Raw genomic sequence first — 14312 nt, 5'->3', positions numbered from 1 at the left:
TATAAAAATAGTCAGATCGCAAACTGGAACGCGAGCGGCACATGGTCGGTGACGACGGGCGCTTCCGGTGCCAGTGGTGGCGCCGCGGCGGCCGCGGGCTTGTCGCCGAACTCGCGCAGCACGGTGTCACGGATGCGTGAGAACGCGGGTGCCGAGCGCTCGCGCGGATGGGCGAGGTCCACGGGTACGATGCGGCGGATACGGCCGGGGCGCGGCTCCATGACCACTACGCGCTCGCCGAGGTAGACCGCTTCCTCGACGTCGTGGGTGACCAGGATCATCGTGATGCCTTCCGCCTCCCAGATGCGATGCAGTTCCTGCTGGAGGTACGCGCGCGTCAGCGCATCGAGTGCGCCGAACGGTTCGTCCAGCAGCAAGATGTCAGGTCGCGTGACCAGCGCGCGCGCGATAGCCACGCGTTGCGACATGCCGCCCGAGAGTTGATACGGATACGCGTGCTCGAAGCCATTCAGCCCGACCAGGTCGATATGCGACTGCACGGTGCGGAACTGGTCGCCTTCGCTGAGTCCACTGTTCAGCAGCGCCAGCGAGATGTTCTGCTCGACCGTCAGCCACGGAAACAGGCGATGCTCCTGAAACACGATGCCGCGTTGCAGGCTGGTGCCGACTACGCGCTTGCCATCGAGCAGGATCTCGCCGCGATAGTCGTCCTCAAGGCCGACGATCAGCCGCAACAGGGTGGACTTGCCGCAACCACTGGTGCCCACCACGCTGACGAATTCACCGGGCTGGATGGTCAACGTGATGTCCTCCAGCACGGGCAGTGCGGCACCTTTGACGTCGTACTGTTTGGACAGATGCGAGATATCGAGTGTGCCGGTATGAGCCATCGGCGGGTCTCCAGGCGAGTGGTTCTTTTAATGCGCGGCCACCGAGCGACCCCGCCAGCGCAGCAGGCGAGCCTCGATATGACCGGCAATCCAGTTGAGGGTGAAGCCGACCGTACCGACCACGATCACGCCGAACAGCACGAGGTCCATCCAGAAGTTCTCGCGGCCGTCGATCATCGTGTTGCCGATGCCCTTGCCGGACACCAGCAGGTACTCCGCGCCCAGTGTCGCGAGCCAGGCATAGATCAGCGCAAGGTGAATGCCGGCGAAGATCGATGGCGACGCGGCAGGCAGCACCACGCGCCACAGCGTCTGGCGGCGCGTAAAGCGCAGCACACGCGACACTTCGAGCAGGTCTGCCGGTACGCCACGGATGCCCTCAAACGTGTTCAGCACCACCGGGAAAAATGCGGCCAGCGACAAGAACACGACCTTGGCGGTATCGCCCAGGCCAAACCATACGGAGATCAGCGGAATCCACGCGAACAGCGAGATCTGTTTGACGGTATGGAAGGTCGGGCCGACCATCTTCTCGAACAGGCGTGACAGGCCGAGCGCGGTGCCGAACACCAGACCGACCGTGCTGCCGATAGCAAAGCCTGCGAGATCGCGCCACAGGCTGGCGGCCAACGCACTGAACAGTTTGCCGCTGACGATCTGTTCGACGGCGGTGTCCCACACTTTCGAGGGCGCCACCAGCAGCGGCGATTTCGACCAGCCGAAGGCGACGGCGGCCCACCACAGTACGGTCAGGGCGATGGGCAGGATCCATCCCCGCAACGCGCGTGGGATGCCGAGGCGGCGACCGGGGACAATAGTGGTGTCGCTCATGCGATGCGTCTCCTCAGAAGCCCGGCTTGCGCCAGCGCAGCACCAGCCGTTCGGCGCGCGCCAGCAACTGGTCGAGCGTAAAGCCGATGATGCCGACCACGATCACCGCGGCGATCACCATATCGAGCTGAAACAGCTGGCGGCCGTACACGATCATGTAGCCGAGCCCTTCGGACGAGGCCAGTAGTTCCACGACCACCAATGCCAGCCACGCGTGGGTGAGGCCGTAGCGAATGCCATTCCACACCGGCGCCGCCGCTGCGGGAAAAATCACCCGCGATAGCGTATGCCAGCGCGACAACCGCAAGACGCGCGCGACTTCGAGGTAGGAGGTCGGTACGTTGCCGATACCCTTGTAGGTATTGATGGCAATCGGCACCAGCGCGGCCTTGGCGATCAGGATGATCTTGAGCGCTTCGTCGATGCCGACCAGCAGCATCAACAATGGCAACCAGCCGAGCACCGGCACCTGGCTGAACGCCTTGAAGGTCGGATAGACGTAGTCCTTAAAGCGCGGCGACAGGCCCATCGCGGTGCCGAGTGTCAGCCCGGCGGCAAGGCCAATCGCAAAGCCGCCGGCCACGCGCAGCGCACTGATGCGCAGGTTGTCCCACAGCTCGCCGCTGGCGTGGAGATCCGCAAGCGTGTGCCCCACGGCCTCGGGCGTGGGCAGTACCTGCGGCGGAATCCATTCGAAGTGCGACGCGAGATACCAGATGCCCAGCAACGCCAGCGGCACCGGCCACGCGAGCAGCACATCGACGATATGCCGCTTGTAGCCACCGATGGCGACGGACGGAACCGGGACCTTGGCGGGGGCTTCGATAGCGAGCGATTCGGCTGCCATTACGCCCCCAGAATCTTGCCGTCCGGCTGGTAGATGGGCCAGTAAGTCTGCAGCTTGAGGTCGTTCAGCGCCGTGCGCAGGTAGCGCTGGTCGATCCACTGGTCCACGTCGAAGCGCGCGCGGCTCAGTCGGAAGCGATAGGCTTGTTCGACCGCATCCTTGTAACGGGTGACCAGAAACGGATCGAAGTTCGGATTCAGGCGAACGCGCAGCGGCTCGCCATCGAAGTCCTCTTTCCAATGCTCATACGGCGTGCCCGCGCGCGCCCAGGTGCGCAACACTTCCTCGCGATTCCTCTCGTCGGAGGCCCAGCGCGCGGACTCGACCGCCGTGCGCACGAACTGTTGCGTGGCTTCCGGATAGCGCCCGGCAAAATCCTCGGTCACCAGCACATGGCTCTGTCGTGTGTAGATCGGCGACTGACCCTTGCTGGTATACAGCACGCGCACGGCGCCCTTGTCGCGCAGGCGCAGAATGTCCATCGCGCCAATGGCCGCGTCGATATCGCGCGTGGTCAGCGCGGCCAGGTAGCCGGCGGTGTCGAGGTTCAGCAGTCGCACGTCCTTCTCGGTCAGCCCCTGAGACTCGAGCAGGCGCAGCGCGGGCAGATGCATGTTGGTGCCCTTGAACAGCGAGACGCGCTTGCCGCGCAGGTCCGCTACGGTCTTCAGCGGCGAATCGGGCGGCACGCCGATATAGATATTGGTGCGCACGCCGGTGGCTAGCACGAGCTTGGTCTTGAGCCCGGCCCCGCGCGCGACGATCGACGGCAGATCGCCCTGCAGTGCGAAGTCCAGCTGCCGATTGGTCAGTGCCTCATTGACGGTCGGGCCGGCACCTTTGAAGAAATACCACTCGACGCGCGTGCCGGTGGGCTTGAACGCCTCTTCGATCCAGCCCTTGGCATGGGCGATCGACAGCGAACTGCCGGCAAAGGTAGGCGGCGTGCCTGTGGCGGGCTGGGCCACGCCGATGCGGATGACCTCCGGCCTGGCACCGGCGGATGGGGCACTGAAGGCGCTGAACGGGGTCAATGACCCCAGCGATGCCAGCGTCGCCGCCGTGCCAAGCGTGCGCAGCGCCTGACGGCGTGCGGGAGCGAACTGCGGATCCTGAAACTGCAAGCCGGGAAACTGCGTGGGGTTCCGTTCGGGCATGGGGCGCGTATGAGGGTTGGGAGCCGACACACACGATACGCGGCGGTGCCGCGTCCGACGAACGAAGGAATTTGCGGATCGTTATAGGAGCGCGGCGAATAAGGGCATTCGGGTTTTGTTCCAACGCCGGCCTACTCTGACAGTACGTTGAGCGACTGTCCTACAAAACCCGGGCATCGGGTTTTCTACACTGACAGTGAGCCGCTTCTGACGCGCTTCAAAGCGTACATCAGGAGCGCCCTGCGTGAGTTTGTGTAATGCCACCGCGCGATTGAACTGACCACAAGGAGCGTAATCATGAACAAGGACCAGGTGAAGGGCCGCATGACCGAGGCCAAGGGCAAGGCGAAGGAACTGGCCGGTAAGCTGACCGGCAAGACCTCCACCGAGATCAAGGGCAAGGCAGAGAAGGTGGCCGGCCGCACGCAGGCAGGCTACGGCGATGCCAAGGAAGACATGAAGAAGGCACCGCGCTGAGCGACCGGCTCAGCGACAAGCCGGTCGTCGAGACCGGCGGGCTTCCCAGATAAGCAAGTCGCGGATAGTGAGGGCGGGCGGGGCGAAAGCCTCGCCCGCTTGCTTGTCAGGCTGCGACGGAATCGCCCCACCTTTGCTGCCAACCCTGGATGGCGTCCATGACGGGATGAAAGGCGCGCCCCTTTACGGTAAGACTGAAGATCCTGCGCTTCAGCGCGCTGGAATCCAGATAGCCGTGGACCATGCCGCTCGCCTCCAGCCGACGCAGGCGCGTAGCGACACACTGCGGATCAAAACCGGTGCGCCTGCTGATCTCCACCAGCCTACGGTCGCCCGCGCTCAGCTCCCGGAAGATCAGCACGATGCAAGGGTCGCTTCCCAGCGCGATACCGTCGGCGATCGGGCAGCCCGACGAGGCGGCCAATGGCGAATGCCGGATCATTTCCATGTTCTCCCGTCAGCGATTGTTCAGATGCCTGCCATTGTAGCTTCAAAAAATGAAGTGTGCAGTGCAGCGAAACTTCGTGCTGACGAGTCCTGGCTTGGCGGCCGTGCTATCGGGCCTTTGCCGCCTTGGCTTTGGCAGGTTTCGGTGTCGCTTTCGTGGCCTTCGTGGCCTTCGCTGCCTTGACGGTCTTTGCGGATTTAACCGGCACGGCGGGGGAGCGTTTCGCGGCAGCGGTAGTTTTTGCCGCGGCCTTGGAAGCCGGCTTGGCATTGGCCGGTTCGGTTGGCGTCTCCTTCACGCCGGATTTTCGACGATTGGCCTTGAAGGCCGCCGCCCGTGCCTCGCGCTCCATCAGAAATGCTTCGCTGATCGAACATTGGACGTCGTCGAACGAGAACGGAAAACCTTTGCGAGGAACCTGCCAGCGCGGATCGATGACTTCGCCCGTCTGCTTGTAGACCATATTGACGGAAGGCTCGGCGTCTTCCTCGAAGCCGCCCCATCGTTGCCCCCAGGAGCGGATGGCGAGCAGTACCGCATCCAGTTCCTTGCCCTTCTCGGTAGCGAAGTACTCGAAGCGGTTGTTTCGGTCGCCGTATGGCCGACGTTCGATCATGCCGTCTTCCTCCAGGCGCTTGAGGCGCATGGTAAGCAGATTCGAGGACATCCCGGTCTGCGCCTGGATATCCTCGAATCGTCGGACTTCCATGCCGATCTCGCGCATGATCAGGAGTGTCCAGCGATCGCCGAAGATGGACAAGCCACGCGCGATCGGGCAAATGCTTTCCGAAGTTTCGTCCCAGGCCATAGTCTCTCTGACGGGCAAGCCATGCTGCCGATGCTGTTGTTTTCGCGTTGTTCTCGACGTTGCATGCGGGGGCAAGCGCTACCCGCGGGTACGACGTAACAAACGGCAATTGTACTGCAACCGATGCGCCATTTCCGGTTGCTTCAGCATGTGTGGCAGCGACGCGGATCGGCCTGACTCCAGCCTCCGCCGAGTGCCTGGTACAACGCGATGGCGGTGGTCAGGCGGTCGCTCTGGATCTGCACTGCGACCAGCTGCGCCGCCAGCAGTCCGCGTTGGGCGTCGATCTGGTCCAGGTATGGTGAGTAGCCCTCGCGGTAGCGGTTGGAGGCCAGGCGCAGGGCTTCGCGTAGCGCGTCCACCTGGTGGCGCTGCGCAACCTCTTCCTCGGCCAACCGATCGAGCGACACCAGATTGTCCTCGACCTCGCGGAAGGCCGTCAGCGCAACCTTGCGGTAGGCAAAGGCAGCCTGATCCCGACGCGCTGCGGCGACCTCCGACTGCGCGCGCAATCGCCCGCCGTCGAGCAGCGGCGACAGTATGGTTCCCCCGAGGGAAAACAGGCTGACTGGATTGACGAACGCTGTGGATAGCGCGACCCCGAGCGATCCCGTCAGGGCGACATTCGGCAGCATCGCCGCCCGTGCCGCGTCGAGGGTACTGTCGCTCGCGACGAGCATGGCTTCGGCCGCGGCAACATCCGGCCGCCGCCTGAGCAAGTCGGACGGTAGACCGGCGGGTATTCTGGGCACGTCCAGGTCCTCCAGCACCTTGCCACGCGCGATCGACCCCGGCACATCGCCGAGCAGGACGCTGAGCGCGTTCTCGGCGTGGCTGACCGCCAGCTCCGCCGACGGCACCAACTGGCGCGCGGCTTCGTATTCGGCCTGCGCCTGCTGGAGTTCGAGGCGCGATGTGTAGCCGGCGTCGGCCCGGCGTTGCGCAAAGCGCAGGGCATCGGCTCGCGCGACGAGTGTGGCCCGGGCAATCTCCAGCCGCGCGTCCAGGCCACGCAGCGCGAAGTATGCGATGGCGGTGGTGCTGGCGACGGCCAACGCGACGGCATCTCTGCCAGCCGCGGAGGCGAGGAGGGTTGCGCGCGCGGCGTCATTGGCACTCGCGAGCCGGCCAAAGAGGTCGAGGTCGTAGGCAATGTTGACTTGTGGCTGGCCCGCCCAGGCGGTAACGCCTTTGCCCAGCACCACCGTCCGGGCCTTGCCGCCATTGATCCCGATGGTCACCTGCGGTGCGGTTTGCGCCAGGGCCACGCTTGCGGCGGCGCGCGCCTCTTCCACGCGGGCGACTGCCAGTTCGAGATCGACATTTCTCGTCATTGCGCGCTCGACCAAGTCCGCGAGCACAGGTTCATTGAAAGTGGTCCACCATCGATGGTCGAACGCGGTCGCTTCAACGGTCCCGGTGCGCCATGCCGCGGGCGGCTCCACCGCCGCAGAGGCGGGAAGGTCGGGGCGCGGCCCGATGCAGCCGTAGAGCATAGCCATTGCACCGATGGCGCCGATTCTCAGCATCGGTGCGGCCCATCGACCACGCCTGTTTCGCGATTGCGACGTCATGGCCCGGCCTCGGCGGAGGTATCGACGCTGGCCTCCACCGACATCCCGGGTCGCAGCCGCGCCGCCAGCGGTTGATCCGGTGCGATGCGGATCCGGATGGAGATGCGTTGCGCGATCTTGGTGAAGTTTCCGGTGGCGTTATCGGGACGAATCACCGCGAACTCCGAACCGGCCGCGGGTGCGATGCGCTCGACGCGTCCGTTGATACGCGCCCCGTCGAGCGCGTCGACCGTCACCCATGCAGCCTGCCCGGCCATCATTCTCGAGGTCTGCGCTTCCTTGAAATTCGCGGTCACCCACATCGTGGGTGGCACCAACGACATCAACTGCGTGCCGTTGGTGACGTACTGACCGGTGCGCACCCCGACTTCGCCAAGCTGCCCCGTCTGCGGCGCGCGTATCACCGTGTTGTCGAGATCGATCTCGGCCGCGTGCAGTGCGGCCCGCGCGCCTTCGACATTGGCCGCGAGCCCGTCGCGGTTCACCACCACCGTGCGGATATCCTGCGCCGCCCCGTGCCGTCCCGCGGAGGCCTGCAACACGGCGGCTTCCGCCTGCCGCAGCGCGGCGTGGGTCTGGTCCGCCTCGCGAATGGAGATCGAGCCGTCCCGTACCAGATCTTCCGCGCGCCGCTGATCCGCGCGCGCGCGTTCAAGCTGGGCTTGCGCGGTCATGGAAAGGGCTTCCGCGGACGCTAGCGCGGCCTTGCGCGAGGCCAGGCTCTGTACGTGATTGGCCAGATTCGCCTGTTGAAGATCGAGCGTCGCGCGGGCCTGTTCCACACGTTGGCGGTAGATACGATCGTCGATCTTGGCCACCGGCTGTCCGGCTTGAACCTGCTCATAGTCTCGCACCATCACCTGCCAGACGTAACCGCTGACCTGCGAACTCATGACCGTGACCTCGCCGCGTACGTAGGCATCCTCGGTGCTCTGGATGGCATTGGCGAACGGTGGCAGCCGCCAGGCCGCCAACACCGCCAGGCAGCCGGCGAGGACGATGACCGAGACCACGACGATCGTGCGCGCGCCATTGCGGACGGGGCGCCAGCCGGAGGAGGGGACTGCGGCATCGGTCATGGCGCGAGCGTTTCCATAGGCGATGCCGTCGCACGTGTCCTGTTGTGGAGCCATTGCAAGCGAATCAGCCGCAGTGCAAGCAGAACGGCCGTCACTGCGGCGAGGATGGCAATGGTGGCGAACACGTCGTTGTACGCCATGATATTTGCCTCCGCGGAGACACGCTGCGCCAGCGAGGCAGCTCCTTGTGCCCCACGCAGGCCCGGATCCGAGATCTGCGCGGCGTAGCGATTCGCGCCCTGCTGCAATGCCAGGGCGACCTGAGGTTCACCATGGCTCAATCGCTGAACCAGCGCGAAGGAATGCGCTTTCTCGCGACTCGACTGCAGGGTGCCTAGCCATGCGGTGCCAATCAGCCCGCCGAGCGATTGTGTCGCACCAAACAGCACGATGAAGCTGGTCAACTTCCTGCCGCCGTCGGCCAGCACGCGCGCGAAGCCGATCAGCATGGCCGGCCCGATATAGAGGGTGGTGGAGAACGCGATCAGTGCCTGACTGAGATACATCTGCGGCGCTCGGGTCAGATGGGTTGTTTGCGAGTCGTAGGCGGCAGCGATGGCAACGATTGCGATCGCAAGCACGACCAAATGAGGCAACCGTCCGGGTTTGACAAGCAGCGCGCCCGCGACAACGCCTGCAATCGAGGCGCAGAGAATCAGCGCGGAGAAGGTGATCAGTTCGTCGTTGGTCGAACCAAGCAGTCCAAGCAGGCCGATTGCGCCATAGGTCTGCTCGGACAAGATCACGCGGGCGACCGTGCCTACCAGAACGAAACGCAGAAAATCGATGGTGCCGAGCCAGCGCATGTCGATCAAGGGATTCGCCCGGTGGAGCTCGAGCAGGAACACCGCGCCGAAAAGCGGCAACGCTGTCGCCAGTGCCCAGCCGACCCACGCGGTGTCGGTCCACCACGCGTAACGCCCTTGGGCCAGCACTGCACAGAGCAACGCAAGTCCCAGCGCAAAAAGTATGGTCGTAATGATGTCCAGCCGCTCGAACGCTTGCTCGCGGGCCGCTGGCGGCAGCCGAATCGCGGCGACGGCGCCCAACGAGATCAGCGTGAGTCCGAATTCGAACAGATACAGGTTTCGCCATGGGTCCGACGCGAGCAACGCCGGGGACAGCAGCCGCGCGAGCGGAATGGCCAGTTGAGGCACGGCGATGCCGGCTGCGATAGCGCTCAGGCGCGCTGTCGCGGGAAGCGCCTGAATCATGTAGTTCAGGCAGAGGGTAGTCAGGGCGGACCCGGCAATGCCGCTGGCGGCGCGCACCGCGATCGCCGCGGTCATTCCGCCCACGAACAGGTGCACGCAGGTCAGCAGGCTATAGATCGTCAGGAAGATCAGTGCGAAAGAACGCAGGCCAAACTGCTGGCGGTACTTGATCAGGATCATCCCGGTCGGGACGTTCGTCATCACATAGACGGCGGGTAGCCATGCCATTTCGGCCTGATAGGCACCGAGAGATCCCTGCAGGTAAGGGAGGTTAACCGTAACGGCCGCAGTGCCCAGACTGCCGGTAATGCCGATCAACACGCCGACCGCGCCATAAAGAAGGCGCCGCAACGGCGGATGAGCGGGCGTGGCGGCACCGCCCGGCAGCGGCGAGCGCTCGTGCGGCGCGAAATTCCATTCTTGCTCGCTAAAGAATCCGGTATGCGGTGCAGTCATCCTGTTTTCGCTTCAAAATATGAAGCTATGCTAGCACGATCAAAGCTGGTATGCTTCAAAAAATGAAGTACGAAGGCTTATCAGTTTCGGACGCGCCGGTCGTGGTGCCATTGGTCTATGTGTTGGACGGAGACGGTGCCATCCGGCAAGCAGTCCGCGATTTGCTGCGTTCGGTGGGCTACCGTGTGGAGGCGTTTGATTGCGCCGCTGCGCTGCTAACCAAAGGCCTGCAACAGGACAACGAGGACGGTCCATCCTGCATCGTGATCGAGGCGCGCCTGGAGGATCGGTGTGGCCTTGCATTCCATGACGAGTTGCTTGCATCGAACGCGTCGATTCCATTCGTCTTCATGACGGCTTGCGGGACGATCGCCATGTCGGTACGCGCGATGAAAGCCGGGGCAGTGGACTTTCTCGAGAAACCATTTCGCGACCAGCAGTTGCTCGATGCCGTGGCGGATGCGATTGCGCGCGACGAAGCGCGCCGTGAGACCGCGCGCGTGTCTGACGCGTTGCGGCATGCATATGGTCGCCTCTCTCCGCGCGAGAAAGAGGTGATGGCTCTCGTCGTGGCCGGAATGCCGAACGCGGGCGTTGGCGAATCGCTCGGTATCGCGCTCGTCACGGTGAAGATCCATCGCAGGGCGGTCATGACGAAGATGGGCTGTCGCACCTTCGCCGATCTGGTGCTGAAGGCAAAAACGCTGGGCGTTGTATCGCTGTGCCGCACACATCTGGGCCCCTATCTCGACACGCTTCAAATATTGAAGCATACTTCCCGAACCGATCCGATCACCCCGACCAAGGCGCCCGATGACATTGACTTCCTATCCAGCGGACAAGACCGCGATCCTGTTGACCGACCCCTACAACGATTTCATGACGCCCGGCGGCAAGCTGTATGACGCCATCAAGGACGTTGCGGAATCGAACAACATGTTCGCCAACCTCAAGCAGCTTCTCGATGACGCGCGTGCGAAGGGCATTCGCGTGTTCATCCTGCCGCATCACCGTGCTCATCCCGACGACTACGCCGGATGGGATCACGTGAGTCCGGGCCACGCGAGCGCACACCGCATCCAGGCATTTGCGGCTGGCACGTGGGGTGGGCAGTTCAGTGAGGTTTTCGGGCCGAAAGAGGGCGACGTCGTGGTCAAGGAACACTGGTTCTACAGCGGCTTCGCCAACACCGACCTCGATGAACTGCTGAAACAGCACGGTGTCGACAACATCGTATGCGTCGGCATGATCGCCAACGCGTGCATCGAATCAACGGCGCGCTATGGCATGGAGCTTGGCTACCACGTCACGCTCGTACGCGATGCCACGTCGGCGTTTTCGGCCGAAGCCATGCACGTGTCGCACGACGTCAACGCACCGATGTTTGCGCATGCTGTGCTGACCACCGCGGAAGTTCTTGCGCGCCTTGCCGCCTGACAGAGAGAAACAAGAATGAGCAATCAAAGCTATATCGCAAGCCAGACCGCGCTGTTGATGGTCGATCCGTACAACGACTTCATGACCGAAGGGGGGAAACTGTATGAGCTGATTCGCCCGACGGCTGCAGCGTCGGGGATGTTCGACAATTTGCGCAAGCTGATCCCCGCGATTCGCGCGGCGGGTATTCAGATCTTCGTCCTGCCGCACCATCGCTCGGTGCCGAGCGACTTCAGTCAATGGCGCCATGCGACGCCGTTTCAGTTGGCGGGCGTGCCGGGACAAGCGTTCGCGCGCGATTCGTGGGGCGGCGAGTTCAATCCGGAGTTTGGTCCGGCCGAAGGCGACATCGTGGTGCAGGAGCACTGGGCGCAAAGCGGCTTCGCCAATACGGATCTCGACTTCCTGCTGAAGCAGCGCGGCATCCGCAGGATCATTCTCGTGGGTGTGATCGCGAACAGCTGCATCGAGTCCACCGCGCGCTTTGCGGTCGAGCTGGGCTATCACGTCACGCTGGTACCGGACGCGGCCGCCGCATTCAGCCCGGAAGGGATGCATGCGGCGTTCAAGGTCAACGGCCCGGCTTACGCTCATGCGATCTTGCACACCGAAGCATTGATCGGTCGTCTGCCGGTGGCGGCCAGCTGATCGATGACCCTGCCAACCAGATTTGTCATCGCCATGCTGACGGCAGTGGCGTGCCTGTGCTCGCCGCCGCTTTCCGCGCAGGTGAGCGACGGACGGAGCCGGCACGCGGCGGCGACGTCCGACCCCGCGCTGGTGCGGACCTTGCCGGGCTTCGTGAGCAGATACGCGACCGTCAATGGCATACGGCTGCATTACGTCGCGGGTGGCACGGGGCCGCTGCTCGTGCTGCTGCCGGGCTGGCCGGAGACGTGGTGGAGCTATCATCGGATCATGCCGCAACTGGCGGCCAGCCATCGCGTGGTGGCGGTAGACCTGCGTGGCATGGGCGGCTCGGCGAAGCCGGCGGATGGATATGACAAGAAGACCATGGCGAGCGATATCGCAGCGCTTGTCACGCAACTCGGATATCGCGAGGCCGATGTCGTGGGCCACGATATCGGCGCGATGGTTGCGTTCAGTCTTGCCGCCAATCACCGTGAGCTGGTGCGCAAGCTGGTCATGCTGGATGTCGCCCATCCGTCCGACGGCTATCTGAAACTGCCATTGTTGCCTGCGGCCGGTACCTTCGGCGACAAGCTGGATGAGGACCACCCATACCTGTGGTGGTTCGCTTTCCATCAAGTCAGGGGGCTCCCGGAAAAGCTGCTGGAAGGACGGGCGGGCATCGAGCAGGAATGGTTTTTCCACTACATGCTCAAGAACGAGCGGGCCATCGATGCGAAGGATCGTGCCGTATACGCGGCGGCGTATGCGAGTCGCGATGCCATCCGGGCCAGTAATGGCTGGTATCAGGCGTTCGGCCAGGACATTGCCGATGATGGCACCTATGCCCCGCTGACGATACCGGTGCTCGGCTTGGGGGGGCCGGGGTTTCCCCGGCTCAAAGCGGCGCTCGATGTGAAGGCACCCGGGTCGGTCACGCATCGTATCGACGGCAGCGGGCACTTCATTGCCGAGGAAGCGCCCGAGGTGCTGCTGCGGCACCTGCGGGACTTCCTCGATCGATGACGATGGCAGGGCGCTAGGCGCCTGACTTGCCCGCGGCGTCGATATCCGGCAGCAGTCGCCCCGGATTGAGCAGGTTCTTCGGGTCCAGCGCGCGCTTGACCTGCCACATCAGCTCCAGCTCCACCGACGACTTGTATTGCAGCAGGTCGTCGCGCTTGGCCACGCCGACGCCGTGCTCGGCCGAAATCGAACCGTTCTCGGCATGGGCCAGACCGTCCACGAGGTCGGACACGGGCTTGTACCACTGCGCGAGGAACGATTTGGCATCGCGCTCGCGCGGGCGCAGTGGGTTGAAGTGGACGTTGCCGTCGCCCATATGGCCGTAGATCACCATGCGGGTTGCCGGCTCGAGCGCCAGCACCTTGGCCGAGGCGTTCTCGGTGAACTGGGCGATGCGCGATACCGGCACCGAGATATCGCATTTGATGCTGCCGCCGGTACGCGTCTGCGCGTCGGAAATCTCTTCGCGGATGCGCCAGAACTGCTGCACGTCGGCAAGGCTGGAGGCCACCGCGGCATCGACCACGAGGCCGCCTTCGAGGCCCGCTTCGAGGATCTCCATCAGCGTGCCATTGAGCGTCTCCTCATCAATGCCCGAGGTCAGCTCGATCAGCACCATCCAGTCGTGTCGGCTTTCGAGTGGCGAGGGGATATTGCCGAGGTACTCGAGCACCAGTTCGAGCGCCGGTGACGAAATCAGTTCGAACGCGGTGATCGCGCCGCCCGACAGCGCCCGCGCGCGGCCGAGCAGCTCCACCGCGGCGGCGGGGCTCTGTACCGCCACAAAGGCCACCGCGGTCGAGCGCGGCTGCGGCATCAGCTTGAGCACCGCGCCCGTGATGATGCCGAGCGTGCCTTCGGCACCGATAAACAGGTGCTTGAGGTCATAGCCGGTGTTGTCCTTGCGCAGACCTTTCAGCGATGAAAACACGCGGCCATCGGGCAGCACCACCTCGATGCCGAGCACCAGGTCGCGCATATTGCCGTAGCGCAGGACCGCCGTACCGCCGGCGTTGGTCGACAGATTGCCACCGATCTGGCAGGAACCTTCCGAGCCGATGCGCAACGGGAACAGACGCCGCGCCTCGTCGGCGGCGGCGCGTGCGGCGGACAGCGTGACGCCGGCTTCCACCGTCATGGTGTCGTTGACCGTGTCGATCGCCAGGACGCGGTGCATCTTCTTGAGGCTGATGACCACCGCGGTGCCGCTATCGTCAGGCACCGCGCCCCCCATCAGCGACGTGTTGCCGCCCTGCGGCACTACGGGCACGTCGTTGGCGTGGCACCAGGCCATGACGCGGCTGACCTGTTCGGTCGTCGTGGGCGTCACCACTACCGGCGCTTTGCCCTTGTAAAGACGGCGGTAGTCCGTGACGTAGGACTCGGTGTCGGCATCGGCGGTCAGGCAGTTGCCGGCGCCGACGATGTCCTGCATCGCGGAAAGCAGGGTGGCGGGAGTGGGGGTAACGGTCATCGT

Annotated in this window: 15 protein-coding genes; 5 read left to right on the top strand and 10 right to left on the bottom strand. The window is 64.1% G+C overall.

Annotated features, from left to right (window positions below; all coding sequences use genetic code 11):
• Positions 1-11 precede the first annotated feature (11 nt).
• The 4 genes from LDO41_RS05400 to LDO41_RS05385 are packed head-to-tail and all read right to left on the bottom strand — an operon-like array spanning position 12 to position 3686.
• A complete protein-coding gene (locus LDO41_RS05400) occupies positions 12-851 on the bottom strand; it encodes an ABC transporter ATP-binding protein (protein ID WP_223982929.1) in 840 nt (279 codons plus the stop codon).
• 27 nt (positions 852-878) lie between these two features.
• Positions 879-1682, bottom strand: a complete 804-nt coding sequence (locus LDO41_RS05395) for an ABC transporter permease (RefSeq protein WP_223982927.1) — start codon at positions 1680-1682, stop codon at positions 879-881.
• Between the two features lie 13 nt (positions 1683-1695).
• A complete protein-coding gene (locus LDO41_RS05390; protein ID WP_223982922.1) occupies positions 1696-2529 on the bottom strand; it encodes an ABC transporter permease in 834 nt (277 codons plus the stop codon).
• Positions 2529-3686, bottom strand: a complete 1158-nt coding sequence (locus LDO41_RS05385) for an ABC transporter substrate-binding protein (protein ID WP_223982918.1) — start codon at positions 3684-3686, stop codon at positions 2529-2531. The genes LDO41_RS05390 and LDO41_RS05385 overlap by 1 nt, the downstream gene beginning before the upstream one ends.
• Positions 3687-3983: 297 nt before the next feature.
• Between LDO41_RS05385 and LDO41_RS05380 the strand changes: the two genes are divergently transcribed.
• On the top strand, positions 3984-4163 hold the full coding sequence (locus LDO41_RS05380; protein WP_223982914.1) for a CsbD family protein: 180 nt from the start codon (positions 3984-3986) through the stop codon (positions 4161-4163).
• Between the two features lie 106 nt (positions 4164-4269).
• On the opposite strand, the gene LDO41_RS05375 is transcribed toward LDO41_RS05380, so the two are convergent.
• From LDO41_RS05375 to LDO41_RS05355, 5 genes are all read right to left on the bottom strand, one after another.
• Entirely contained in the window at positions 4270-4611 is a 342-nt protein-coding gene (locus LDO41_RS05375; RefSeq protein WP_223982911.1) for a winged helix-turn-helix transcriptional regulator, read from the bottom strand.
• 106 nt (positions 4612-4717) lie between these two features.
• On the bottom strand, positions 4718-5419 hold the full coding sequence (locus LDO41_RS05370; RefSeq protein WP_223982908.1) for a winged helix-turn-helix transcriptional regulator: 702 nt from the start codon (positions 5417-5419) through the stop codon (positions 4718-4720).
• 143 nt (positions 5420-5562) lie between these two features.
• The gene (locus tag LDO41_RS05365) at positions 5563-6921 is read right to left on the bottom strand and encodes an efflux transporter outer membrane subunit (protein ID WP_223982905.1); all 1359 of its coding nucleotides are present in this window, start codon (positions 6919-6921) and stop codon (positions 5563-5565) included.
• Between the two features lie 68 nt (positions 6922-6989).
• Complete coding sequence (locus tag LDO41_RS05360) at positions 6990-8072, bottom strand: HlyD family secretion protein (protein WP_223982902.1); 1083 nt, start codon at positions 8070-8072, stop codon at positions 6990-6992.
• A complete protein-coding gene (locus LDO41_RS05355) occupies positions 8069-9607 on the bottom strand; it encodes an MFS transporter (RefSeq protein ID WP_223982899.1) in 1539 nt (512 codons plus the stop codon). The genes LDO41_RS05360 and LDO41_RS05355 overlap by 4 nt, the downstream gene beginning before the upstream one ends.
• A gap of 197 nt (positions 9608-9804) precedes the next feature.
• On the opposite strand from LDO41_RS05355, the gene LDO41_RS05350 reads away from it, so the two are divergent.
• The 4 genes from LDO41_RS05350 to LDO41_RS05335 are packed head-to-tail and all read left to right on the top strand — an operon-like array spanning position 9805 to position 12835.
• Complete coding sequence (locus LDO41_RS05350) at positions 9805-10647, top strand: response regulator transcription factor (protein ID WP_318036272.1); 843 nt, start codon at positions 9805-9807, stop codon at positions 10645-10647.
• Positions 10556-11179 (top strand): cysteine hydrolase, encoded by a 624-nt coding sequence (locus LDO41_RS05345; RefSeq protein ID WP_223982896.1) that lies wholly within the window; start codon positions 10556-10558, stop codon positions 11177-11179. Before LDO41_RS05350 ends, LDO41_RS05345 begins: the two co-directional genes overlap by 92 nt.
• Positions 11180-11194: 15 nt before the next feature.
• The gene (locus LDO41_RS05340; RefSeq protein WP_223982893.1) at positions 11195-11827 is read left to right on the top strand and encodes a cysteine hydrolase; all 633 of its coding nucleotides are present in this window, start codon (positions 11195-11197) and stop codon (positions 11825-11827) included.
• A gap of 3 nt (positions 11828-11830) precedes the next feature.
• Positions 11831-12835, top strand: coding sequence for an alpha/beta fold hydrolase (locus LDO41_RS05335; RefSeq protein ID WP_223982889.1), 1005 nt, complete (start codon positions 11831-11833; stop codon positions 12833-12835).
• 13 nt (positions 12836-12848) lie between these two features.
• On the opposite strand, the gene LDO41_RS05330 is transcribed toward LDO41_RS05335, so the two are convergent.
• The gene (locus LDO41_RS05330; RefSeq protein WP_377741457.1) at positions 12849-14270 is read right to left on the bottom strand and encodes an FAD-binding oxidoreductase; all 1422 of its coding nucleotides are present in this window, start codon (positions 14268-14270) and stop codon (positions 12849-12851) included.
• Positions 14271-14312: the final 42 nt, after the last annotated feature.

It is taken from the genome of Cupriavidus pampae (genome assembly GCF_914271485.1).
Lineage (GTDB): Bacteria > Pseudomonadota > Gammaproteobacteria > Burkholderiales > Burkholderiaceae > Cupriavidus > Cupriavidus pampae.
The sequence above is the reverse complement of the archived record's forward strand: the minus strand, read 5'-3'. Positions and strand labels throughout refer to the sequence as shown.

Excerpts from the sequence above, each read along its gene's own strand:
- LDO41_RS05335 (WP_223982889.1), top strand. The coding sequence starts at position 11,831 with ATGACCCTGCCAACCAGATTTGTCATCGCCATGCTGACGGCAGTGGCG.
- LDO41_RS05380 (WP_223982914.1), top strand. The coding sequence starts at position 3,984 with ATGAACAAGGACCAGGTGAAGGGCCGCATGACCGAGGCCAAGGGCAAG.
- LDO41_RS05340 (WP_223982893.1), top strand. The coding sequence starts at position 11,195 with ATGAGCAATCAAAGCTATATCGCAAGCCAGACCGCGCTGTTGATGGTC.
- LDO41_RS05350 (WP_318036272.1), top strand. The coding sequence starts at position 9,805 with ATGAAGTACGAAGGCTTATCAGTTTCGGACGCGCCGGTCGTGGTGCCA.
- LDO41_RS05390 (WP_223982922.1), bottom strand. The coding sequence starts at position 2,529 with ATGGCAGCCGAATCGCTCGCTATCGAAGCCCCCGCCAAGGTCCCGGTT.
- LDO41_RS05345 (WP_223982896.1), top strand. The coding sequence starts at position 10,556 with ATGACATTGACTTCCTATCCAGCGGACAAGACCGCGATCCTGTTGACC.
- LDO41_RS05385 (WP_223982918.1), bottom strand. The coding sequence starts at position 3,686 with ATGCCCGAACGGAACCCCACGCAGTTTCCCGGCTTGCAGTTTCAGGAT.
- LDO41_RS05375 (WP_223982911.1), bottom strand. The coding sequence starts at position 4,611 with ATGGAAATGATCCGGCATTCGCCATTGGCCGCCTCGTCGGGCTGCCCG.
- LDO41_RS05370 (WP_223982908.1), bottom strand. The coding sequence starts at position 5,419 with ATGGCCTGGGACGAAACTTCGGAAAGCATTTGCCCGATCGCGCGTGGC.
- LDO41_RS05400 (WP_223982929.1), bottom strand. The coding sequence starts at position 851 with ATGGCTCATACCGGCACACTCGATATCTCGCATCTGTCCAAACAGTAC.
- LDO41_RS05330 (WP_377741457.1), bottom strand. The coding sequence starts at position 14,270 with ATGCAGGACATCGTCGGCGCCGGCAACTGCCTGACCGCCGATGCCGAC.
- LDO41_RS05360 (WP_223982902.1), bottom strand. The coding sequence starts at position 8,072 with ATGACCGATGCCGCAGTCCCCTCCTCCGGCTGGCGCCCCGTCCGCAAT.
- LDO41_RS05365 (WP_223982905.1), bottom strand. The coding sequence starts at position 6,921 with ATGGCTATGCTCTACGGCTGCATCGGGCCGCGCCCCGACCTTCCCGCC.
- LDO41_RS05395 (WP_223982927.1), bottom strand. The coding sequence starts at position 1,682 with ATGAGCGACACCACTATTGTCCCCGGTCGCCGCCTCGGCATCCCACGC.